The organism is Telluria sp. LT1R51-2 (genome assembly GCF_059685775.1).
The window spans coordinates 1,637,029-1,656,973 of record NZ_JCASIM010000001.1 but is presented as its reverse complement, the minus strand read 5'-3'; the positions used below and the strand labels follow the sequence as shown (position 1 = coordinate 1,656,973).

The window sequence follows — 19,945 nt, the reverse complement described above, 5'->3', positions numbered from 1 at the left end:
ATAGCCGTTCCAATAAAAGACTCTCGGGAAATGAAAAAGCCACCACACGGCGTACCGCGAGTGGCTTTTCGAATGAAGCCGGGATCTCTTATTGAGATTGATTGTACCGAGTTGAATCCGTGCGGCAAGCAATTTGTCGCTTGCGCCCGGATTTTTTTCAGTTTTCTCCCGAAGCTTTTGCCGTTTCGCTGTAAATCAGCAAAGGTTTCGCGCCATTCGTGATCGTATTTTCATCGATCACGACTTTCACCACATTCGACTGGCCTGGCAATTCATACATCACGTCAAGCAGCGCATGTTCGAGAATCGAACGCAGGCCACGTGCACCGGTTTTACGCGCCAGTGCTTTCTTTGCAATGGCATGCAGCGCCGCAGGACGGATCTCCAGTTCGGCGCCTTCCATTTCCAGCAATTTCGAATATTGCTTGATCAACGCATTCTTCGGCTCGATCAAAATCTGGATCAGCGCTTCTTCAGTCAGCTCGGACAGAGCAGCCACCACCGGCAGACGACCCACCAGTTCCGGAATCAGACCGAACTTGATCAAGTCTTCGGGTTCGGCTTCGAGCAGGATCTCGGCGTTGTAGCCGGAATCGAGACTCTTGACCGTGGCGCCGAAGCCGATGCCGCTCTTGACCGAACGGTTCTGGATGACCTTGGCCAGGCCATCGAACGCGCCGCCGCAGATGAACATGATGTTGGTCGTGTCAATCTGCACGAAATCCTGGTTCGGATGCTTGCGCCCGCCCTGAGGCGGCACGGATGCCATCGTGCCTTCGATCAGCTTGAGCAGCGCCTGCTGCACGCCCTCACCCGACACGTCGCGCGTGATCGACGGGTTGTCGGACTTGCGCGAGATCTTGTCGATCTCATCAATGTAGACGATGCCGCGCTGGGCTTTCTCGACTTCGTAGTTGCAGCTTTGCAGCAGCTTCTGGATGATGTTCTCGACGTCTTCGCCCACATAACCGGCTTCGGTCAGCGTGGTGGCGTCGGCGATCACGAACGGCACATTCAGCATGCGTGCGAGCGTCTGGGCCAGCAGCGTCTTGCCGGAGCCCGTTGGACCCACCAGCAGGATATTGCTCTTGGCCAGTTCGACTTCGTCTTTCTTGCCCAGATGCTTGAGGCGCTTGTAGTGGTTGTACACCGCCACCGACAGGATGCGCTTGGCCGTTTGCTGACCGATCACGTACTGGTCGAGCAGTTCGGTGATTTCAAGGGGCGTCGGCAGGTCGGACTTGGTGCCGGTCACTGTTTCGACGTTCGAGGTTTCATCGCGGATGATGTCGTTGCACAGGTCAATGCATTCATCGCAGATGAAGACCGACGGTCCTGCGATCAGCTTTTTGACTTCGTGCTGGCTCTTTCCACAGAACGAGCAGTACAACAGTTTTTCGCCGCTGGAGGATTTTTTCTCTGACATGGGGGCAGGACTCTATTGAATTGCTATGAATATAACGCTTAACCGGAGACGCAACAAGAGCGAATCCAAGGGCGCAACTGGCGCGCATGCGAACATGCTACCCGAAATAAAAAACAAACGCCCGAACGTGTTCGCGTCCGGGCGTTTTTTCCAACATCACGCTGGATGCTCGGGCAATTTCTTAGGCGCGGTGGATCAGTACCTTGTCGATCAGCCCGTACTCCACCGACTCGTCGGCCGACATGAAGCGGTCGCGGTCGGTGTCACGGTGAATCTGCTCGATGCTCTGGCCGGTGTTATCCGACATGATGCGGGCCAGACGTTCGCGCAGGTACAGGATTTCCTTGGCCTGGATTTCGATATCCGAGGCCATGCCCTGTGAACCGCCCGATGGCTGGTGAATCATGACGCGCGAGTTCGGCAGCGAGAAACGCTTGCCCTTGGCGCCGGCTGCCAGCAGGAAGGCGCCCATCGAGGCCGCCAGACCCGTGCACAGCGTCGAGACGTCAGGCTTGATGAAGTTCATCGTGTCGAGGATCGCGAGACCGGCCGAAACCGAGCCACCCGGCGAGTTGATGTAGAGCGAGATATCCTTGTCAGGATTTTCGCTTTCCAGGAACAGCATCTGGGCGACGATCAGGTTGGCCATCTGGTCGTTGACCGGACCGACCAGGAAAATCACGCGTTCTTTCAATAGGCGCGAGTAAATGTCGTAGGCGCGTTCGCCGCGACCACTTTGCTCGACGACCATCGGCACCAAGCCGAGTGCCTGTGTATCCAGTGCTGGATTGTGCATCATACCTGTCTCGTTCCTTGTTAGGGGTTGGTCAAATGGGCCATTGAAAAAAGCCGGCCTCGAGGGGCCGGCCTGCTTTTCTTAAGCCTGTGGGACGCTGCCCATCAGTTCATCGAAAGCGACGGTCTTGTTCGAGACCTTGGCCTTGCCAAGTACGTAGTTGACGACGTTTTCTTCCAATACAAGGGCTTCGACTTCACCGAGGCGACGACGATCGCTGAAGTAGTACTTCAGGACTTCTTTCGGGTCTTCGTAGCTCTGCGAGAAATCTTCGATCTGGGCTTTCACCTGATCTTGCGTGGCTTGCAGATCGTTGTCGGCAACCAGTTGCGACAGGATCAGACCCAGGCGCACGCGGCGCTCGGCCTTGTCCTTGAACATCTCGGACGGGAATGGCAGCTTGGCCACGTCCATGCCGCGCTGTGCCATGTCCTGGCGGGTCATTTCAGCCAGACGCTCCGAATCCTGCTCGACCATCACGGTCGGCACGTCCAGTTCGGTGGCCTTGACCAGCGCATCCATCACGGCTTCCTTGTTGCGGGCCTTGACGCGGGCGCGCACTTCGCGCTCCAGGTTCACCTTGATGTCTTCGCGCATTTTCTCGATCGAGCCGTCTTCGATTCCCAGCGACTGGGCGAATTCGGTGTCGACGGCAGGCATGTGCGCCCACTCGAGTGCTTTCAGGGTGATGGTGAACTCGGCGGTTTTACCGGCGACGTCCTTACCGTGGTAGTCCTCTGGGAATGCCAGCGGGAAGGTCTTGGCTTCGCCGACTTTCAGGCCGATCGTTGCGGCTTCGAACTCAGGCAGCATGCGGCCTTCGCCCAGCACGAACGCGTAATCTTCGGCCTTGCCGCCGTCGAATTCGACGCCATCCAGCGTGCCGACGAAGTCGACGGTAACGCGGTCGCCATTGGCTGCGACTGGCTCACCGCCGGTGCCGTGTTCGCCTTCTTCACCCTTGGTGTGGTAGTGCACGCGCTGCTTGCGCAGGATGTCGATGGTCTTGTCGATTTCGGTGTCGGACACTTCGGTCACGACGGTTTCGACTTCAACGGCTGCCAGGTCGCCAATGACGACTTCTGGATAGACTTCGAAGGTGGCGTTGAATTCGAGGACGCCTTCAGGGGCGTCGTCTTTTGGCTCGATTTTCGGGAAACCGGCAACGCGCAGTTCGTTGGCGACAGCGGCTTCGTTGAATGCGCGGCCAACTTTGTCGTTGAGCACGTCCGATTCGATCTGATAGCCGTACTGGGCAGCGACCATCTTGAGCGGTACTTTGCCCGGACGGAAGCCAGGCGCCTTAGCGGTCTTGGCCTGCTGTTTCAGGCGCTTCTCGACTTCAGTGCGGACGTCAGCGACCGGAAAAGAGATCGTCAGGCGACGTTCGAGTTTACCCAGGGTTTCGACTGCAGTTGCCATTGTAAAAATCGTCCAAAAAAATAATTATTCGTGGTGCGAGGAGGGGGACTCGAACCCCCACACCATTGCTGGCGTCAGGACCTAAACCTGGTGCGTCTACCAATTTCGCCATCCTCGCTCAGGATTGCAATATCGCCTCAAAAACAAAGGGCGCCCGACAGTAGAACCCGGCCGCCCTGCACTCCATTGTTTAGGGGCTACAACTTCAATCGATTATTTTACTGGAATTTCTGACACTATTGGGCATCATTTTTTCCAGTGCGGGGGTGAGTGCATTCATTCGACGCCCGCCCCTGCCGGCTTTTTCACGCGGAACCACGCCGCATACAAGGCCGGCAGGAATAACAGCGTCAATGCGGTTGCCACCATCAGGCCACCCATGATGGCCACCGCCATCGGGCCCCAGAACGTCGAGCGCGACAACGGGATCATCGCCAGCGCCGCCGCGGCGGCCGTCAGCAGGATCGGCCGGCAGCGGCGCACGGCCGCTTCGATGATCGCATCCCACGGATGGCTGCCGGTGGCAATGTCCTGCTCGATCTGGTCGACCAGGATCACCGAGTTGCGGATGATCATGCCGAACAGCGCAATCACGCCAAGATTCGCGACAAAGCCGAACGGCCGGTCGAGGATCAGCAGCGCCATCGCCGCGCCGGCCACACCAAGCGGGCCGGTCAGGAACACCAGCAGCGAGCGCGAGAAGCTGTGCAATTGCAGCATCAGGAGCGCAAATACGATGAACAGTACCAGCGGCACATTGGCGGCGATGGACGCTTCCGCGTCCGAGCTGTCGGCGGCGGCGCCTTCGATCGTCAGGCGATAGCCGGCTGGCAGCTTCGCGCGCAGCGCGGCCAGCTCCTTATCGACTTGCGCCGTCACGGTCGGCCCCTGGATGCCATCGACCACGTCAGCCTGGACCATGATCGCCCACTCGCGGCCCTCGCGCCAGACGACGCCCGGCTCCCAGACGAAGCGCACGCGCGCCACCTGGCCAATCGTCACGGCCTGCCCGCTGGCAGTGGGCACCAGCGTTTCCGACAGGCGCGTGATCGTCGAGCGCTCTTCCAGTGGCTGGCGCACGACCATGTCGATCAGGCGGTTCGATTCGCGCAACTGGCCGACCGTGGTGCCGGTGAGCGTCGTGTTGACCGCGCGCCGCACGGCCTGCGACGTCACGCCCAGCGCGCGCAGCTTGTCCTGGTCGAGGTCGAGGCGCAGCACCTTGATCGATTCATTCCAGTTGTCGTTCACGCCCAGCGTGTTCGGATTGGCCTGCAGCGTCGCCCTGACCTGGTCGGCGATCCCGCGCACGACGCCGATGTCCGGCCCCAATATCTGGAACTGCACCGGGTACGGCACCGGCGGGCCATTGGCCAGCAGCCTGACGCGCCCGCGCACTTCGGGGAAATCGTGCTTGAAAATATCGACGATCTTCAGGCGCAGCGCATCGCGCGCCCTGGTATCGACCGGCAGCACGACCACTTGCGAGACGTTCGACTGCGGGAAGATCTGGTCCAGCGGCAGATAGAAGCGCGGGCTGCCGGTGCCGACATAGCTCGTCACGCTGTGCACGCCCTGCTGCTGCGCCAGAAACGCCTCGAAGCGCTTGACGGTCGCTTCGTTGGCGGCAAAGCTCGTACCCTCGGGCGACCAGAGTTCGACCATCAACTCGGGCCGGCTTGAATCCGGGAAGAACTGCTTCTCGATGAATTTAAAGCCGAAGATACCGAGCGCGAACACGGCAAGCGTCAGCACGATGGTGGTCTTGCGCCATTCGACGCACCAGGTCACGGTGCGCCGGAAGCGCCGGTAGGCCGGGGAATCGAACACGTCGTGGCCGCTGTCACCGTGGGCGTGCGGCTTGACCTTGAGCAGCATGAAGCCGATGTACGGCGTGAACATCACCGCCACCACCCACGAGATCAGCAGCGCCAGCCCGTTGACCGAGAACATCGAGAACGTGTACTCGCCGGCGGCCGATTCGGCAAGACCAATCGGCAAAAAGCCCGCCGCCGTGATCAGGGTCCCGGTCAGCATCGGCATCGCGGTGGACGTGTAGGCAAAGGTCGCAGCCTCGAAGCGCGACAGGCCCTCTTCCATTTTGCGCACCATCATTTCGACGGCAATGATGGCGTCGTCCACCAAGAGGCCCAGCGCGATGATCAGCGCGCCCAGTGAAATCTTGTGCAGCGAGATGTCGAGCATGCGCATGGCCAGGAACGTGATGGCCAGCACCAGCGGAATCGACAGCGCCACCACCAGGCCCGGGTAGATATCGATGCGCCATTTGGGCTTCGTGTGCAGGCCCAGGGCCAGGAACGACACGACCAGCACGATGACGACCGCCTCGATCAGCACCTTGACGAATTCGCCGACCGACTCCTTGACGGCCTGCGGCTGGTCGGCGACGCGCTCAAGCTCGATCCCGACCGGCAGCTGCGCGCGGATGCGGGCCACCGTGTCGGCCAGTCCTTTGCCCATCGTGATGATGTTGCCGCCCTTTTCCATCGACACGCCCAGGCCGATCACTTCCTTGCCGTTAAAGCGCATCTTGTCGGCCGGCGGGTCCTGGTAGCCGCGCTTGACGGTGGCGAAGTCGCCGAGGCGGAACGTGGTGCCGCCGGCGCGCAGCTGCAGCGCCTCGATCTGGTCGAGCGTGCCGAGTGCACCCGTCACGCGCACCGACAGGTTGTCTGTCGGCGTGACCAGCACGCCGCTGGCCTCGACCGCGTTCTGCGTGGCGATCTGGTTCACGATCTGCTCGAACGGCACGCCCAGCTGGGCAAATTTCTTGCTGGAGAACTCGATATACACTTTTTCGTTCTGCACGCCGAACTGCTCGACCTTGGCCACCAGCGGCACGCGCAGCAGTTGCTGGCGCACGAAGTCGGCGTAGTCGCGCATTTCGCCATAGGTAAAGCCGTCGCCCGACAACGCGAAGATCGAGCCGTAGGTGTCGCCGAATTCGTCGTTGAAGAACGGGCCGATGACGCCCTGCGGCAGCGTGGCGGTGATGTCGCCGATTTTCTTGCGCACCTGGTACCACGCGGCGCTGGTTTCTTTGGGCGGCGTCGATTCGCGCAGCTCGATCAGGATGGTGGTCTCGCCCGACTTGGAAAAACTGCGGATGCTCTTGACGTACGGCGTCTCCTGCAGCTTGCGCTCGAGCGGATCGGTGACCTGCTCGGCCATCTGCAGCGCGGTGGCGCCCGGCCACACGGCGCGCACGACCATCGCGCGGAAGGTAAATGGCGGATCTTCGTCCTGGCCCAGTTCGAAGTAGCTCAGGATGCCGAACAGCAGGCAGGCCGCGATCAGAAAGCGCGTGAGCGGGATGTGTTCCAGCGCCCAGCGCGACAGGTTGAAGCCTTTCATTGTGCGGTCCCGCCCTTGGCCGTCATGGCGGCTTCAGCGTCCGCCCGCCGCGCGACATCGGCGGTCAGGATGCGCACCTTCTGGCCAGGCTTGAGCAGGTTCACGCCGGCCGTGACCACGCTCTGCCCGGCGCGCACGGCGCCGGCCACCAGCACGTCGTTGTCGACCTGGCCGGTGACCTGCACCGGCACGCGCTTGACGGCGCCGTTCTCGACGATCCAGACGCTGCTCGCGCCCTGGTGGTTGACCAGTGCGGTCAATGGCACGCGCAACCCGCCAGTGGACGCCGCACCCGTGCTTAGCTCCACGGTCGCACTCATCCCCAGGCGCACGTCGGCGCGCTCGGGCAGCGCGACTTTCACGGTGTAGGTACGGGTCGCGGGATCGGCCATCGGCGCGATTTCGCGGATCTTGCCCGGGATCGTCCCGTCGGCATTGGCCCACAGGCGCACGACGACGTCGGCCGACTGGCGCAGTTGCTGCACCTTGTTCTCGGGGATGCCGATGACGACTTCCTTTTCGGTGGTGCGGGCGACACGCACCACGGGTGTGCCAGCCTGCACGACCTGCCCCACCTCGGCCTCCAGCGCCGTGACGACACCATCGACGTCGGCAACCAGCGTCGTGTAATTGGCCTGGTTCGACTGGCCGCGCAAGCCGGCGCGCGCTGCTTCGACATTGGCCTGCGCGGCCTTGAGCGCGCTTTGCTTGGCGTCGAGCACGGCCTGGCTGACGAAATTCTGGGTCCGCAGATTGACGTGCCGTTTGTAATCGGCAGCGGCCAGTTCGCGCTCGGTTTCTGCGGCGCGCAGCGTGGAGCGCGCCTGGGTTTCGGCCAACTTGATGTCTTGCGGGTCGAGCCGCATCAGCACCGTGCCGCGCCTGACGGTCGCGCCCACGTCCACCTTGCGCTCGATGATCTTGCCACCGACCCGAAAGCCCAGTTGCGACTCGTAGCGCGGCCGCACATCGCCCGCAAACTGGGACCGCTCGGCGCCCGCATCCGCCACCAGCTGGATCACCCGCACCGGGCGGATATCTTCGACCGGCGGCGCCGGCTTGGAACACGCGGCCAGAGCGCCGGCAGCGCAGAAGGCGAGCACGGCCGCCCGCAAGATGGGGGAAGAAAATCGGACAGACACGGTGGTGTTCCTTTGACGTGACATGCGGCGTCTCGCGCCGAAGCTGGCGGCGCGTCGCGTGCTGCGTTGGCGCCAGTTTGTAATTCAGCAATTATAATCATGCAAATAGACAATGTGACGACTTTAGCGTCTTCCCTCTAAACATGGCTGTTGATCACTACGAGAACTTTCCTGTTGCGTCGATCCTGCTGCCGCGCCGCCTGGTGCCGGCGGTCGAGGCGATCTACGCCTTTGCGCGCAGTGCCGACGATTTGGCCGATGAAGGCGACGCATCGCCCGGTGAGCGGCTGGCGGCGCTGCAAGCCTACGACCAGCAATTGGACCGCATCGAGGCCGGCAGCGTTCCCGATGAGCCGATGTTTGCGCGGCTGGCCGGCATCGTGGCGCAGTACCGGCTGTCGGTCGCGCCGATGCGCGACCTGCTGTCGGCCTTCCGGCAGGATGTCGTCACGCCCCGCTACCAGGAATACGCGAGCCTGCTCGATTATTGCCGCCGCTCGGCCAACCCGGTCGGACGCCTGATGCTGGCCCTGTATGAGGCGGACGACGCGACCAACCTGCGCGACTCGGATGCGATCTGCAGCGCGCTGCAGCTGATTAATTTCATCCAGGACGTCGCGATCGACCTGACCAAGGGCCGGATCTACCTGCCGCTGGAAGACCTCGCACGCTTCAAAGTCAGCGAAACGGCGCTGAAGGCGGGCATCGTCGATGCGCCGTTTCAGGCGCTGATGCGCTTCGAGGTCGAGCGTGCCCGTGCGCTGATGCTGTCCGGCGCGCCGCTGGCCGGGCGGCTGCCGGGACGGATTGGCTGGGAGCTGCGCATGATCGTGCAAGGCGGCTTGCGCATCCTCGACCGGATCGAGCGCGCCGGTTACGATGTGTACCGGCGCCGTCCGACCCTGGGCCCCGCCGATTGGGTCGCCGTGGGCTGGGGCGCACTGCGCATGTAAAAGTCACGGCGCACATCGCCGGCTGCGCTGTCTACCCTGCTAGAATGCTCGCCTGACGGCACAGCCGTGCCGCAGCCGCCCAACCAGCACTCCACGACGATTTTCATGTCTCCAGACGAATACTGCCAGCAAAAGACCGTTCAAAGCGGCTCCAGTTTCTACTACAGCTTCCTGTTTTTGCCGCCCGAACGCCGGCGCGCAATCACGGCGTTGTACGCCTTTTGCCGCGAGGTGGACGACACGGTCGACGAAGCCACCGACGGTTCGGTCGCGCGCATCAAGCTGGCCTGGTGGCGCACCGAGGTCTCGAAGATGTATGCGGGCACGCCAACGCACCCGGTGATGCTGGCGCTGCAGCCGCATATCGCCGTCTACAAGCTCGAAGAACAACACCTGCAGGCAATCGTCAACGGCATGGAGATGGACCTCGACCAGAGCCGCTACCTCGATTATCCGGGCCTGCAGCGCTATTGCTGGCACGTGGCGGGCGTCGTGGGCATCCTGTCGGCCAGCATTTTCGGCTACACCAATCCACAAACGCTGGCGTATGCCGAAAAACTGGGCCTCGCGTTCCAGCTGACGAACATCATCCGCGACGTGGGCGACGACGCGCGCAAGGGCCGCATCTACCTGCCGGTGAACGAGCTCCAGCAGTTCGGCGTGACGGCGAACGACCTGCTCAAGCTCCAGCACAGCGAGAAATTCGAAGCGCTGATGGCATTCCAGGCCAAGCGCGCGCAAGCCATCTATGACGAAGCACTGGCCCTGCTGCCGAAAGAAGACCGGCGCGCCCAGCGCCCGGGACTGATGATGGCGTCGATCTACCGCACGCTGCTCGATGAAATCCAGCGCGACGGCTACCACGTGCTGAACCAGCGCATCTCGCTCACGCCGCTGCGCAAGCTGTGGCTGGCGTGGAAGACGTATGTCCGCACCTAGGCTGCGCGTTGCAGTCGTCGGCGCGGGCTGGGCCGGCTGCGCGGCGGCTGTCACGCTGGCGCGCAAGGGCGCGGACGTCATCCTGTTCGAAGCGGCGCGCACCCTTGGCGGGCGCGCCCGCGGCGTCGACGTGCACGGCCTGGCGCTGGACAATGGCCAGCACATCCTGCTGGGCGCTTACGCCGAATCGCTGCGCATGCTGCGCCAGGTGGGCGTCGATCCCGATGCGGCGCTGCTGCGTCTGCCGGTGCAGATGCGCTATCCGCCCGGCGGCGCCGGCATGGATTTTGTTGCGCCGCGCCTGCCCGCCCCGCTGCACCTGGCGTTCGCGCTGCTGCGCGCAAAGGGCCTGGCCCGCGCCGACAAGCTGGCGCTGGCCCGCTTCAACAGCGCCGGGCGCTGGATGGGCTGGGCGCTGGACGTCGATTGCACGGTGGCCGAACTGCTCGAACGCTTCGACCAGACCGAGCGACTCACGACACTGATGTGGCGCCCGCTGTGCATCGCGGCGCTCAATACCCCGCCCGAGCGCGCGTCGGCCAATGTGTTTCTGGCCGTGCTGCGCGACAGCCTGGGCGCCAGCCGGCGTGCAGCATCCGACATGCTGCTGCCGCGCGTGGCGATGGGCGCGCTGTTTCCGGAGCCTGCCGGTGCCTGGCTGGCGCGTGAAGGCCACGCAGTGCGCGCTGGCGTCAAGGTTGCGGCGATTGCGCGCAACGTGGATGGCGATGGCTGGTGCCTGACGACGGGCGCGGGCGAGGAGCGGGTCGATGCCGTGGTGCTGGCCACGCCCGCCAGCACCAGCGCCACGCTGCTGGCGCCGTTTGCCGACTGCGCTGCGCTGAGCGCGCAACTCGATGCTTTCACGTACGAGCCAATCGCCACCTGCTACCTGCAATATGCACCGGGCACGCGCCTGGACTTGCCGTTCTGCGCGCTGCTGGACGATCCGCAGGCGGGCCGCTGGGGCCAGTTCGTGTTCGACCGCGCCCAGCTCGACCCGGGCCAGGATGGCGTGTTTGCCGTGGTCGTCAGCGCCGCGGCCGAGGCTGCCGCGCTGCCGCGCGAGACACTTGCGGGCGCCATCGCGGCGCAACTGGCGCACGACTTTGGCCGGCCCGAACTGGCCGCGCCGGTCTGGACCCAGCTGATCACGGAAAAGCGCGCGACGTTCACCTGCGCGCCCGGCCTGGTCCGGCCCGGCAACGCGACGCCACTCCCGGGCGTGGTGCTGGCGGGCGACTACACGGCCAGCGACTACCCGGCGACGCTGGAGACGGCGGTGCGCAGCGGCCAGGCGGCAGCGACGGCCATCCTGGCCTACGGCGCCCTGCCCCGCGAAAAGCGCAGCCTGTCGCACGGTGATGGTGCACCAGCGGCCGGCGCCGTACAGTAGCACCATCGAAATCACGCCTGATGGACATCACCATGACACCCCGACTCGGACTGCGAACGGTCGCCCTGCTGCTTCTCGTGGCGGCCAGCACGCTCGTACTCGTCATGCCGGAACTGATCGGCGGCGCCGGGCACGGCACGGCCAGTGCGATCGGTGCGGTCGGAGCGCTTCCCATCCTCGGCCATCACTAGGCCGGCGCGCAGCCTATGGCGTACTTTTTCTCCAAGCTCGACTACCTCGACGCGCTCAAGCGCGCGTTGATGGGGCTCCCGCCCGACGTGCAGGCCAAGACGCTCGCCTGGTACGAACAGCGCTTCGTCGATGGTGCAGCGCTCGGAACGCCCGAACAGGATATCGCCCGCGAGCTGGGCGATCCGCGCGAGGTCGCGCTGACGCTGCGCACCAACGCGCATTTCGCGCAGCTGAACCACAAGCCGCCGCCAACGGGCAGCGTGGCGCGCACCATGGTGTCGGGCTTCGGGCTGCTGGTGTTCAATCTGTTCATGCTGATTCCGGCAGCGGTGTTTGCGTCGCTGCTGATGGCGCTGTACATGTCGGCCTTCGGCGTGTATGTCTCGGGGATTGCCGTCACGGCGAGCGGGCTGGCCGGCTCGAATGAACTGGTTCTGAGCGCCCCGCTCAGCCGCATGGATATCACGAACGACGACGGCGCGAGCGAGACCCAGACCCGGGTGTCGATCGGGGAGCATGGCATCCAGGTCTATGAAGAGCCGGTGCTGCGACCGGATCCGCGGCCAGATACCGACAGCGGTGAACCGGCCGCCGACAGCGTCGTTGACGAGAGCAGGAAGCGCTCGCGCGTGCTGCGCGGCGCCGAAGCGGTGGCCGAACGCCGCATCCAGATCACGACCGACCTCGATCCCGATTCGCGCACGACGCAGGTGGTGCTCGGGTGCGGGCTGATCCTCGGCGGCATCGCGCTGTTCCTGCTGTCGCTGGTATTCAGCAAGTACACGATCGCCGGCATCCGCCGCTACGTGAACATGAATATGTCATTGTTGAGGGGATAGCCGCCATGCGCTCATTGATGAAAGTGGGCTTCAGCCTGCTGCTGCTGGCAGCCGTGCTGGTCGCGCTGAGCTACAGCATGCTCAAGGCCAGTGGCACGGTCAGCGCCGCCGAAGGCCGCGCCGTCGCCCAGGACACGCGCCCGGTACCGGCCGGCGTGGAGATCGTCGAAGTCGATGGCCCCATCAACCTGAACCTGCGTTACGGCGCCACGCCGCTGCTGCGGGTCAGCGGCGAGCAGCGCATGCTGGGCAATGTCGAGGTCACGGGTGACGGCAAGGTCCTGCGCATCGGCATCCGCGGCATGGTGCTGCGCCACCGCGAACCGCTGGTGGTCGACCTGGTACTGCCGGTACTGACGTCGGTGACGATCGAAGGCAGCGGCGACAGCACGATCAACGGCTTCTCGGGCGACGCCATCGCGGTCCAGCTCAACGGCGCGGGCAGCATGCGGTTCAATGGCCGCTACCGCGATGTCACAGTCGGCCTGACCGGCAGCGGCGACCTGGACGTCAATGGCGGCGCCGCCATGGACCGCATGGAAACCCGCCTGATGGGCTCCGGCAGCATCACGGTCTCCGGCACCACCCGCGCGCTGGAAGCCGACACGACAGGCTCCGGCCGCCTCGACGCCGAACACCTGCGCGCCAGCGAGGTCACGCTGAGCCAGACCGGCTCCGGCGACAGCGCCGTCCAGGCCCGCGACAACATCCGCATCACCCTGAGCGGCAGCGGCGACGTCGAAGTCTACGGCAACCCCGCCGAACGCAGCACCAGCCGCACCGGCAGCGGCAGCGTCACCTACCAAGAATAACCCCCCAACAAATAGGGTCAGTGTCGAATTGTTTGACAACTTCAGTAAATCAGTTGCTCAATAATTCGACTCTGACCCCAATTGTTGGGCAATGGCCTTTGGGATAATTAGGGTCAGAGTCGAATTGTTTGACAACTTCAGTTAATCAATTGGTCAATAAATCGACACTGACCCTACTTTTTGCTTAGCAAGCGGTGGGTTTCAGGCGCTCGACTTCGAGGCCGAAGAACGGGCGCAGGCGGGTGCCGACGATGTTGCCGATGAAGGCGACCACCAGCCACAGCCAGCCGTGCAGGCTGCCCGACAGGATGCCGCTGAAGTACGCGCCGATATTGCAGCCGTAGGCCAGGCGTGCGCCATAGCCCAGCAGCAAGCCACCGACGATGGCTGCCATCAGCGAGCGCAGCGGCAGACGCCAGACTGGCGCGTAGCGGCCGGCCAGCGCTGCCGCCAGCATCGCGCCCAGCACGATGCCGATGTCCATCACCGACGTCACGTCCTGCGAGATCGGCGACGCCAGCGCGGCGGCGTTGGCTTTCGTCGACCAGTAGGTCCAGCTGGCCGTGTCGATACCCATCACCGCGGCGGCTTTCGCGCCCCACAGTGCGAAGGCCGACGTCACGCCCCACGGACGACCGGACAGCGCCAGCGTCGCGAAGTTGAGCACCACCAGCGCCAGCGCGCCAGCCAGCAGCGGCCACGGGCCATGCAGCCATGGCGAGCGATGCGGCGGCTGCACGTGCGCCGGCACCAGCTTGCCGTGGCGGCGCTTTTCGACGACGATCGTGATGAACGCGATCAGCGCGAAGATGCCCCAGTTCAGCGCCAGCGCCGGCGCCAGGCCCAGTTCCTTGACGGCCGACAGCGGCGCCAGTTGCGGCATCGAGGTCCAGAACGGCATGTGCGCCGTGCCGATCAGCGAGCCGATGATGAAGAAGATCAGCGTGACGATCATGCGCGTGCTGCCGCCCCCCACCGTGTACAGCGTGCCGGACGCGCAACCGCCGCCCAGCTGCATGCCGATGCCGAAAATGAACGCGCCGAAGATCACCGACGTGCCGGCCGGCTGCACCAGGCCCGTCACCGGGGTGCCGAACAGCGTGCCGGCGGCCAGCGCCGGGAAGAACAGCGCCACACCGACGGCCAGCATGACCATCTGCGCGCGCAGGCCGGCGCCGCGCCCGTCGGCAATGAACACGCGCCAGGCCGACGTGAAGCCGAACGCCGCATGGTACAGCGCCACACCGAGCAGCGCACCGACGATGTACAGCGCCGACTGGCGGCCGCTCACCGCCTGCGCGAGATACCACGCGCCAAACACGAGCAGGAACAACGCCACGCCAAGCGGGCGCACATTGAGGTCGACGCGGGGCGCCATCGACAGAGTGGAAGAATTGGACATGACAGGACCGTGCGAAAGAAAGTAGGCCGGTATTGTCGTCGCTTTTGACAATCGTTGCTGGAGGCGCGCCAGTTTCGCGCGCCGCCGCCAGCGCCGCCAGCGCCGCCAGTGCAGCAACACGCAAGCAGGCCGACACGTCAGCGCTTACAATGCCCCTGCTCCTGCGACCCTGCACGGCGCATCATGCACACAGGACCAAGATGGCCGCACTCACTCCACATGTCAATCCAGCCGAAGTCGAATTCAGCGCGATCCGGGCCCAGGGCCCGGGCGGGCAGAACGTCAACAAGGTCTCGTGCGCCGTGCATGCGCGCTTCGACATCGCGGCGTCGTCGCTGCCACAACCGGTCAAGGAGCGGCTGCTGGCGCTGCGCGACGCGCGCATCACGCAGGAAGGCGTGCTGGTACTCAAGGCGCAGCAGTCGCGCAGCCTGGAACAGAACAAGGAAGACGCCCTGCGGCGCGTGCAGGAACTGGTCGACAAGGCGGCAATCGTGCCGGTCACCCGCCGCCCCACCCGGCCGACGCGCGGCTCGCAACTGCGCCGGCTCGACGGCAAGACCCGCAGCAGCCAGACCAAGGCGCTGCGGGGCAAGGTCACTGACTGATCGTCACGCGCGAGCGTGCTAAGGCTTGGACTCGGACTCCACCTGGTCAAGCGCTTCAAACCACGCCGCATACGGCGTATTGACCGCCATGCACCGGTTGTAATCCGGCGCCCCATCGGTCCACCAGACCGGTCCGCGCTCTCCCAATGCCCGCTTGGCCGCGTCGACACCGGCGCGGGCCGCGCGCTCGGCCGCGTCATCGTTCGCCTTGAGCGCCGCCCCGACCTGCCGCCGTGCGTCCATCAGCTGATTCACCAATTGCTGCCGCTCGTCCGGCGCCAGATGCGGATTGCTGCTGCGCCAGAGGCGGCCCTTGACCACGAAGTAGCGGCCGTCCGGCGTGTTCGGATAACGGGAAGAAGATGGCATACGCCCGACTATACGCGCCGCGGCCCGGAGCCAGCGCCCGCCAGCAGCTACCGGCACAAGCGCACAGCCCTCACGGCATCACGCCATAGCGGTCGATGAAGTACTTGACCCCGCCCGGATTCGCGGCAATCCACGCCTGCAGGGCCGGCCGGTAGGCCTGGCGGAACATCAGGAGCAGGATCGCAGGTTCGAGCTGACCTTGCCGCGCCAGCGCACGCACCTGCAGCAAGCCGGGATCGGTCATGCCCGCGTCGCCCCTGGCCTCGGCGTCATCGGCGGTCTTGAGCGCCTGGCGCCACGTTGCGAGCTCGATCTCGAAGGCCGACTTGCGCCGGTCCTTGTCGTCCGTGCGCAGCCGGGCTTCCGTCATGCCCAGTACCAGCCGGATTGCGTGATCGGACGTCTTCTCCGCGTCCGTCTGCGGGTCGAGGCTGATCACGTACTCGCCCTGCGCGTTTTCCATGACGCGCACACCACGGCGCAGGCCCAGGATGGCCAACGGCATGCCGGCGCTGGCCCGGTATCCGGCCAGCTTGCCCCAGGTGAGCCGCTGCGACGGATCGGCCTCGATGGCCTTGTACAGCGCCGCTTCGGCCGCTGTTCGCTGGTCCTGGTAGAACAGCACGTCGGACAGGTAGCGCCAGGCCTGCGAATTATGCGGCTCGATCACGGTCGCGGCGCGAAACAGCGTCTCGGCGCGCGTCCAGCTGCTTTGCATGTAAAGGCAGTTTCCGGCGGCGACCCAGGCGCTGGAATACTGCGGATCGGCCAGCATCGTCGCTTCGTACTTCGCCAGCGCCAGCCTGAGGTCCTGACGCGCAAACGCCGCCTCGCCTTCGGCCATCAGTTTCGCCGCCCTGTCGTTCGGCTGATGCAGTGGCGGCGGCGCCGGATCGTCGAGCATGCGCAAGACTTCCTGCGCCACCGGGTCGTCCGCTTCCAGCTGCGCCGCGCGCTCGGCCAGCGCGCGTGACATGTCGCGCAGCTGCTGCGCCTTGTCCTGCGGCGCCACGGTCGACAGTTTCAGCACCAGGCCAGCCGCCAGCGACAGGGGCATCGAGGCGGTCGGATCGGCCTGCTCGGCCTTCTTGTATTTGGTCAGCGCTTCCTGGTATCGCGCCTGCCCTTCCAGGCTTTTCGCTTCGAGCACCAGGCCACGGCATGGCTGGCCGCAGCCGATGTCTGCATGGGCGCGCGGGGCGGCGGCGATGTGCGCGACGGCCAGAAGAACTGCGAGCGTCAGGACGCGATGGAATGTCATGAGGTTGCGGTGGCGCGAAACGCTTATCTTACCAAGCCCGCACCCCGGGATAATTCACGGAATGTCACTGCTGCGCAGCCCCCAGCCAGGCCAGCGCACTGCGGCCGGCCGCACGTCCGCTGGCAAAGCAGGCAGTCAGCAGGTAGCCGCCGGTTGGGGCTTCCCAGTCCACCATTTCGCCAGCGACGAACACGCCGGGCAGCGCGCGCAGCATCGCGCTGGCGCCGTCCATCGCGTCGAAACGCACGCCCCCCGCACTGCTGATCGCTTCGTCGATCGGGCGCGGGCGCAGTAGCGTCACCGGCAACGCCTTGATCGCCGCGGCCAGCCGGGCCGGATCGGCGTAATCGGCCTTCGCCAGGCACTCGTGCAGCAGCCCCGCCTTGACGCCCTTGATCCCGAGCCGGCTTTGCAGGTGACTGGACATCGAGCGCGAACCCCGCCCGCGCGTGACCTCGTCAAACACCCGCTCGGGACGATGATCCGGCGCCAGGTCGAGCCACAGCGTGGCCGAGCCATCACGTGCGATCGCGTCGCGCAGGGGCTTTGATAACGCGTACACCAGACTGCCTTCGACGCCGCCTTCCGTGACGACAAACTGGCCCTTGCGCCAGGCGATGGCACCATCTTCACCGCGCACGCCCGCCGCCACCGTCAATAACGGCGCACCGGCAAAGCGGCTGCTGAAATGCGCGCTCCAGCCGGTATCGAAACCGCAGTTGGCCGGCACCAGCGGCGCGACCTCGACACCGCGCTCGCGCAGCAGCGGGACCCAGGCACCGTCCGAGCCCAGGCGCGCCCAGCTCGCGCCGCCCAGTGCCAGGATCGTCGCTTTGGCCTCGACCAGCCGTTCGCCATCGGGCGTGGCAAAGCGCAGCTGACCGTCCTGCCAGCCGAGCCAGCGCTGGCGCATGTGAAAGCGCACGCCGCCCTCCTTCAGGCGGTGCAACCACGCACGCAGCAACGGCGCGGCCTTCATCTCGAGCGGGAACACGCGGCCCGACGTGCCGACGAAGGTCTCGATGCCGAGGTCGTGGATCCAGGCGCGCACGGCATCGGCATCGAACGCTTCAAGCCAGCCGTTCACCTGCACCTGGCGGTCGCGATAGCGCTGCACGAAATCGGCATACGGCTCCGAATGCGTGATATTCATGCCGCCCTTCCCGGCCAGCAGGAACTTGCGCCCGACGCTGGCCATCGCGTCGTAGACGTCGACCTGCACGCCCGCTGCCGCCAGCGTCTCGGCCGCCATCAGGCCCGCAGGACCGCCGCCAATCACGACGACGCGGGGCGAAATTGCGGGATTGGCGGTCTGGGTCATGGTGACGAACGAGAAAAAGCAGGACCAGCATTGTAGTCGGTTTCTCGCCCAAAAAAACGCTGTAAAGGATGCTTGACATCACAAAATAACGGGCCTACGATGTAAAGCATCCTTTACTAACCGACAAGAGACACGAGATGGCTGCGAGCAAGCACGAGAAGCGGGTTCACACGGCGTACCTGCGCGAGATGGCCGGCGCGTTCCTGGTCTATGCGGTACTGCTGATGGCCTCCATCCGCTTCGGCAGGCCGATGGACGACGGCCCGTTGCGCATCCTGGTGCTGCTCTCGCCGATGATCGGCTTCTGTCTGGCGCTGTGGGCGATCGCGCGCCATCTGGGCCGGGTCGACGAATATCTGCGCAGCTTCTTGCTCGAGTCGTTCGCGCTGGCCGCCGGACTCACTGCCGGACTCACCTTCAGCTACGGGTTCCTCGAGACGGCCGGCTATCCGCGCATGTCGATGTTCGCCGTGTGGGTGGTGCTGTGCGGCGCGACCATGCTGGTCTGCCTGGTACGCTCGGTGTACACGAAGCTGCAGACGCGATGAAAAACAGTATCCGCGAACTACGCGCCACGCAGGGCTGGAGCCAGGCCGACCTGGCCGAGCGCCTGGACGTCTCGCGCCAGAGCGTCAACGCGATCGAAACGGGCCGTTACGATCCCAGCCTGCCACTTGCCTTTGCCATTTCCCGGCTGTTCGGCCTGCCGGTCGAAGCCATCTTCACACCTGATCAGGAGACCGCATGAAAGCTGCACTGTTGTTGACCCTCGCACTTGGCGCCGCCCCCTTTGCCGCAGCCCAAGCACAGTCTGCGGCCCCGGCAAGCCAGAGCGCGAACCGCTTTGCCGCCAGCATCACGCCAGCGGAAACCTTCGAATCCGGTTCGCTGCTGGTCGAACGCCATGGCAGCAAGGGCCGGCCGGTGATCCTGATTCCTGGCCTGGCCAGCGGCCCGTGGGTGTGGCAGGACGTGATCCGCCAGTTCAAGGACGAGTTCACGCTGTATGTCGTGACGTTGCCGGGCTTTGACGACCGCCCCGCGCCCGCCGGCGAACCATTCGATGGCGCCCGCGCCGCGCTGGAAGGATTGATCGCGCAGCGCAAGCTGACCAAACCGATCCTCGTTGGCCACAGCCTGGGCGGCACGCTGGGCTACGCAGTGGCGCAGGACCTGGGCAACCGCATCGGCGGCGTCGTGGCGCTCGACGGCTTGCCGGTCTTCCCCGGCACCGAAAACATGCCGCCCGAGCAACGTCCGCAAGCGGCGCAGCGCGTGCGCGACACGATGGCGGTCGCCGACCCCAACGCCTGGGCCGCCCAGCAGCGCCAGTACATGCGCGGCCAGGGCGTGCTTGACATCGGCAAGGCCGACGACATCGCGCCACTGCTGCTGCGCAGCGACCGCGCCGCCGTCGGCGCCTATGTGGCTGACGCGCTGGCGCTCGACCTGCGCCCGGGCCTGGAAAAGATCACCGCGCCGGTGCTGGTGGTCGCGCCGTTTTACCAATACGATGGGGCGCAGGACACCATGACCGCCGACGACAAGGTCGCGCATTACCGCAGCCTGGTCGAGGGCATTCCCTCGGTCGAGGTGGTGCCGATTGCGCCGTCCCGGCACTTCCTGATGATTGACCAGCCGCTGGCTCTGGCCGGCATCCTGCGCCGCTTTTTCGACCGTCATTGAAAGGAG

Annotated in this window: 19 protein-coding genes and 1 tRNA gene; 10 read left to right on the top strand and 10 right to left on the bottom strand. The window is 64.9% G+C overall.

Going from position 1 to position 19,945, the window contains the following annotated elements:
• Positions 1 to 157: 157 nt before the first annotated feature.
• From clpX to AC56LH_RS07375, 6 genes are all read right to left on the bottom strand, one after another.
• The gene (clpX, locus tag AC56LH_RS07400) at positions 158 to 1,426 is read right to left on the bottom strand and encodes an ATP-dependent Clp protease ATP-binding subunit ClpX (protein WP_499453701.1); all 1,269 of its coding nucleotides are present in this window, start codon (positions 1,424 to 1,426) and stop codon (positions 158 to 160) included.
• Between the two features lie 181 nt (positions 1,427 to 1,607).
• Positions 1,608 to 2,225: an ATP-dependent Clp endopeptidase proteolytic subunit ClpP gene (gene clpP, locus AC56LH_RS07395; protein WP_482898679.1), complete on the bottom strand. Its 618-nt coding sequence runs from the start codon at positions 2,223 to 2,225 to the stop codon at positions 1,608 to 1,610.
• Between the two features lie 78 nt (positions 2,226 to 2,303).
• Positions 2,304 to 3,644 (bottom strand): trigger factor, encoded by a 1,341-nt coding sequence (gene tig / locus AC56LH_RS07390; RefSeq protein ID WP_499645275.1) that lies wholly within the window; start codon positions 3,642 to 3,644, stop codon positions 2,304 to 2,306.
• A 31-nt stretch (positions 3,645 to 3,675) separates the two neighbouring features.
• A tRNA-Leu gene (locus AC56LH_RS07385) sits at positions 3,676 to 3,762 on the bottom strand.
• Positions 3,763 to 3,920: 158 nt separating this feature from the next.
• Positions 3,921 to 7,019: an efflux RND transporter permease subunit gene (locus AC56LH_RS07380; protein WP_499645273.1), complete on the bottom strand. Its 3,099-nt coding sequence runs from the start codon at positions 7,017 to 7,019 to the stop codon at positions 3,921 to 3,923.
• Positions 7,016 to 8,185, bottom strand: a complete 1,170-nt coding sequence (locus AC56LH_RS07375; RefSeq protein ID WP_499645271.1) for an efflux RND transporter periplasmic adaptor subunit — start codon at positions 8,183 to 8,185, stop codon at positions 7,016 to 7,018. The genes AC56LH_RS07380 and AC56LH_RS07375 overlap by 4 nt, the downstream gene beginning before the upstream one ends.
• Positions 8,186 to 8,304: 119 nt before the next feature.
• On the opposite strand from AC56LH_RS07375, the gene hpnC reads away from it, so the two are divergent.
• The 6 genes from hpnC (at position 8,305) to AC56LH_RS07345 (ending at position 13,292) form a co-directional block, all read left to right on the top strand.
• Positions 8,305 to 9,114: a squalene synthase HpnC gene (gene hpnC / locus AC56LH_RS07370; protein WP_499645270.1), complete on the top strand. Its 810-nt coding sequence runs from the start codon at positions 8,305 to 8,307 to the stop codon at positions 9,112 to 9,114.
• Between the two features lie 105 nt (positions 9,115 to 9,219).
• Positions 9,220 to 10,053 carry a presqualene diphosphate synthase HpnD gene (gene hpnD, locus AC56LH_RS07365; protein ID WP_258837886.1) on the top strand — a complete coding sequence of 278 codons (834 nt, stop codon included), beginning with the start codon at positions 9,220 to 9,222 and terminating at the stop codon, positions 10,051 to 10,053.
• Entirely contained in the window at positions 10,040 to 11,449 is a 1,410-nt protein-coding gene (gene hpnE / locus AC56LH_RS07360; protein WP_499645268.1) for a hydroxysqualene dehydroxylase HpnE, read from the top strand. The genes hpnD and hpnE overlap by 14 nt, the downstream gene beginning before the upstream one ends.
• A 20-nt stretch (positions 11,450 to 11,469) precedes the next feature.
• Positions 11,470 to 11,640, top strand: coding sequence for a hypothetical protein (locus AC56LH_RS07355; RefSeq protein WP_499645266.1), 171 nt, complete (start codon positions 11,470 to 11,472; stop codon positions 11,638 to 11,640).
• A gap of 15 nt (positions 11,641 to 11,655) precedes the next feature.
• On the top strand, positions 11,656 to 12,480 hold the full coding sequence (locus AC56LH_RS07350) for a DUF1700 domain-containing protein (RefSeq protein ID WP_499645264.1): 825 nt from the start codon (positions 11,656 to 11,658) through the stop codon (positions 12,478 to 12,480).
• A 5-nt stretch (positions 12,481 to 12,485) separates the two neighbouring features.
• A complete protein-coding gene (locus tag AC56LH_RS07345) occupies positions 12,486 to 13,292 on the top strand; it encodes a GIN domain-containing protein (RefSeq protein WP_499645262.1) in 807 nt (268 codons plus the stop codon).
• A 184-nt stretch (positions 13,293 to 13,476) separates the two neighbouring features.
• On the opposite strand, the gene AC56LH_RS07340 is transcribed toward AC56LH_RS07345, so the two are convergent.
• Positions 13,477 to 14,694: a YeeE/YedE family protein gene (locus tag AC56LH_RS07340; protein WP_499645260.1), complete on the bottom strand. Its 1,218-nt coding sequence runs from the start codon at positions 14,692 to 14,694 to the stop codon at positions 13,477 to 13,479.
• 200 nt (positions 14,695 to 14,894) lie between these two features.
• Between AC56LH_RS07340 and arfB the strand changes: the two genes are divergently transcribed.
• On the top strand, positions 14,895 to 15,302 hold the full coding sequence (gene arfB / locus AC56LH_RS07335) for an alternative ribosome rescue aminoacyl-tRNA hydrolase ArfB (protein ID WP_499645258.1): 408 nt from the start codon (positions 14,895 to 14,897) through the stop codon (positions 15,300 to 15,302).
• A gap of 18 nt (positions 15,303 to 15,320) precedes the next feature.
• On the opposite strand, the gene AC56LH_RS07330 is transcribed toward arfB, so the two are convergent.
• The 3 genes from AC56LH_RS07330 to AC56LH_RS07320 all read right to left on the bottom strand — a co-directional run bounded on the left by AC56LH_RS07330 (position 15,321) and on the right by AC56LH_RS07320 (position 18,253).
• The gene (locus tag AC56LH_RS07330) at positions 15,321 to 15,671 is read right to left on the bottom strand and encodes a hypothetical protein (protein WP_499645256.1); all 351 of its coding nucleotides are present in this window, start codon (positions 15,669 to 15,671) and stop codon (positions 15,321 to 15,323) included.
• A 70-nt stretch (positions 15,672 to 15,741) separates the two neighbouring features.
• Positions 15,742 to 16,932 carry a tetratricopeptide repeat protein gene (locus AC56LH_RS07325; protein ID WP_499645254.1) on the bottom strand — a complete coding sequence of 397 codons (1,191 nt, stop codon included), beginning with the start codon at positions 16,930 to 16,932 and terminating at the stop codon, positions 15,742 to 15,744.
• 64 nt (positions 16,933 to 16,996) lie between these two features.
• Positions 16,997 to 18,253, bottom strand: a complete 1,257-nt coding sequence (locus AC56LH_RS07320) for a TIGR03862 family flavoprotein (RefSeq protein ID WP_499645252.1) — start codon at positions 18,251 to 18,253, stop codon at positions 16,997 to 16,999.
• Positions 18,254 to 18,390: 137 nt separating this feature from the next.
• Between AC56LH_RS07320 and AC56LH_RS07315 the strand changes: the two genes are divergently transcribed.
• From AC56LH_RS07315 to AC56LH_RS07305, 3 genes are read left to right on the top strand one after another with little or no spacing between them, the layout of a single operon-like run.
• Positions 18,391 to 18,801, top strand: coding sequence for a hypothetical protein (locus AC56LH_RS07315; protein ID WP_499645250.1), 411 nt, complete (start codon positions 18,391 to 18,393; stop codon positions 18,799 to 18,801).
• Entirely contained in the window at positions 18,798 to 19,001 is a 204-nt protein-coding gene (locus AC56LH_RS07310) for a helix-turn-helix transcriptional regulator (RefSeq protein ID WP_499645248.1), read from the top strand. Before AC56LH_RS07315 ends, AC56LH_RS07310 begins: the two co-directional genes overlap by 4 nt.
• A complete protein-coding gene (locus AC56LH_RS07305; protein WP_499645246.1) occupies positions 18,998 to 19,939 on the top strand; it encodes an alpha/beta fold hydrolase in 942 nt (313 codons plus the stop codon). The genes AC56LH_RS07310 and AC56LH_RS07305 overlap by 4 nt, the downstream gene beginning before the upstream one ends.
• Positions 19,940 to 19,945: the final 6 nt, after the last annotated feature.

What these genes read in the sequence shown, in the direction of transcription:
- clpX (WP_499453701.1), bottom strand. Translation starts at nt 1,426, where the DNA reads ATGTCAGAGAAAAAATCCTCCAGCGGCGAAAAACTGTTGTACTGCTCG.
- clpP (WP_482898679.1), bottom strand. Translation starts at nt 2,225, where the DNA reads ATGATGCACAATCCAGCACTGGATACACAGGCACTCGGCTTGGTGCCG.
- tig (WP_499645275.1), bottom strand. Translation starts at nt 3,644, where the DNA reads ATGGCAACTGCAGTCGAAACCCTGGGTAAACTCGAACGTCGCCTGACG.
- AC56LH_RS07380 (WP_499645273.1), bottom strand. Translation starts at nt 7,019, where the DNA reads ATGAAAGGCTTCAACCTGTCGCGCTGGGCGCTGGAACACATCCCGCTC.
- AC56LH_RS07375 (WP_499645271.1), bottom strand. Translation starts at nt 8,185, where the DNA reads ATGTCACGTCAAAGGAACACCACCGTGTCTGTCCGATTTTCTTCCCCC.
- hpnC (WP_499645270.1), top strand. Translation starts at nt 8,305, where the DNA reads ATGGCTGTTGATCACTACGAGAACTTTCCTGTTGCGTCGATCCTGCTG.
- hpnD (WP_258837886.1), top strand. Translation starts at nt 9,220, where the DNA reads ATGTCTCCAGACGAATACTGCCAGCAAAAGACCGTTCAAAGCGGCTCC.
- hpnE (WP_499645268.1), top strand. Translation starts at nt 10,040, where the DNA reads ATGTCCGCACCTAGGCTGCGCGTTGCAGTCGTCGGCGCGGGCTGGGCC.
- AC56LH_RS07355 (WP_499645266.1), top strand. Translation starts at nt 11,470, where the DNA reads ATGGACATCACCATGACACCCCGACTCGGACTGCGAACGGTCGCCCTG.
- AC56LH_RS07350 (WP_499645264.1), top strand. Translation starts at nt 11,656, where the DNA reads ATGGCGTACTTTTTCTCCAAGCTCGACTACCTCGACGCGCTCAAGCGC.
- AC56LH_RS07345 (WP_499645262.1), top strand. Translation starts at nt 12,486, where the DNA reads ATGCGCTCATTGATGAAAGTGGGCTTCAGCCTGCTGCTGCTGGCAGCC.
- AC56LH_RS07340 (WP_499645260.1), bottom strand. Translation starts at nt 14,694, where the DNA reads ATGTCCAATTCTTCCACTCTGTCGATGGCGCCCCGCGTCGACCTCAAT.
- arfB (WP_499645258.1), top strand. Translation starts at nt 14,895, where the DNA reads ATGGCCGCACTCACTCCACATGTCAATCCAGCCGAAGTCGAATTCAGC.
- AC56LH_RS07330 (WP_499645256.1), bottom strand. Translation starts at nt 15,671, where the DNA reads ATGCCATCTTCTTCCCGTTATCCGAACACGCCGGACGGCCGCTACTTC.
- AC56LH_RS07325 (WP_499645254.1), bottom strand. Translation starts at nt 16,932, where the DNA reads ATGACATTCCATCGCGTCCTGACGCTCGCAGTTCTTCTGGCCGTCGCG.
- AC56LH_RS07320 (WP_499645252.1), bottom strand. Translation starts at nt 18,253, where the DNA reads ATGACCCAGACCGCCAATCCCGCAATTTCGCCCCGCGTCGTCGTGATT.
- AC56LH_RS07315 (WP_499645250.1), top strand. Translation starts at nt 18,391, where the DNA reads ATGGCTGCGAGCAAGCACGAGAAGCGGGTTCACACGGCGTACCTGCGC.
- AC56LH_RS07310 (WP_499645248.1), top strand. Translation starts at nt 18,798, where the DNA reads ATGAAAAACAGTATCCGCGAACTACGCGCCACGCAGGGCTGGAGCCAG.
- AC56LH_RS07305 (WP_499645246.1), top strand. Translation starts at nt 18,998, where the DNA reads ATGAAAGCTGCACTGTTGTTGACCCTCGCACTTGGCGCCGCCCCCTTT.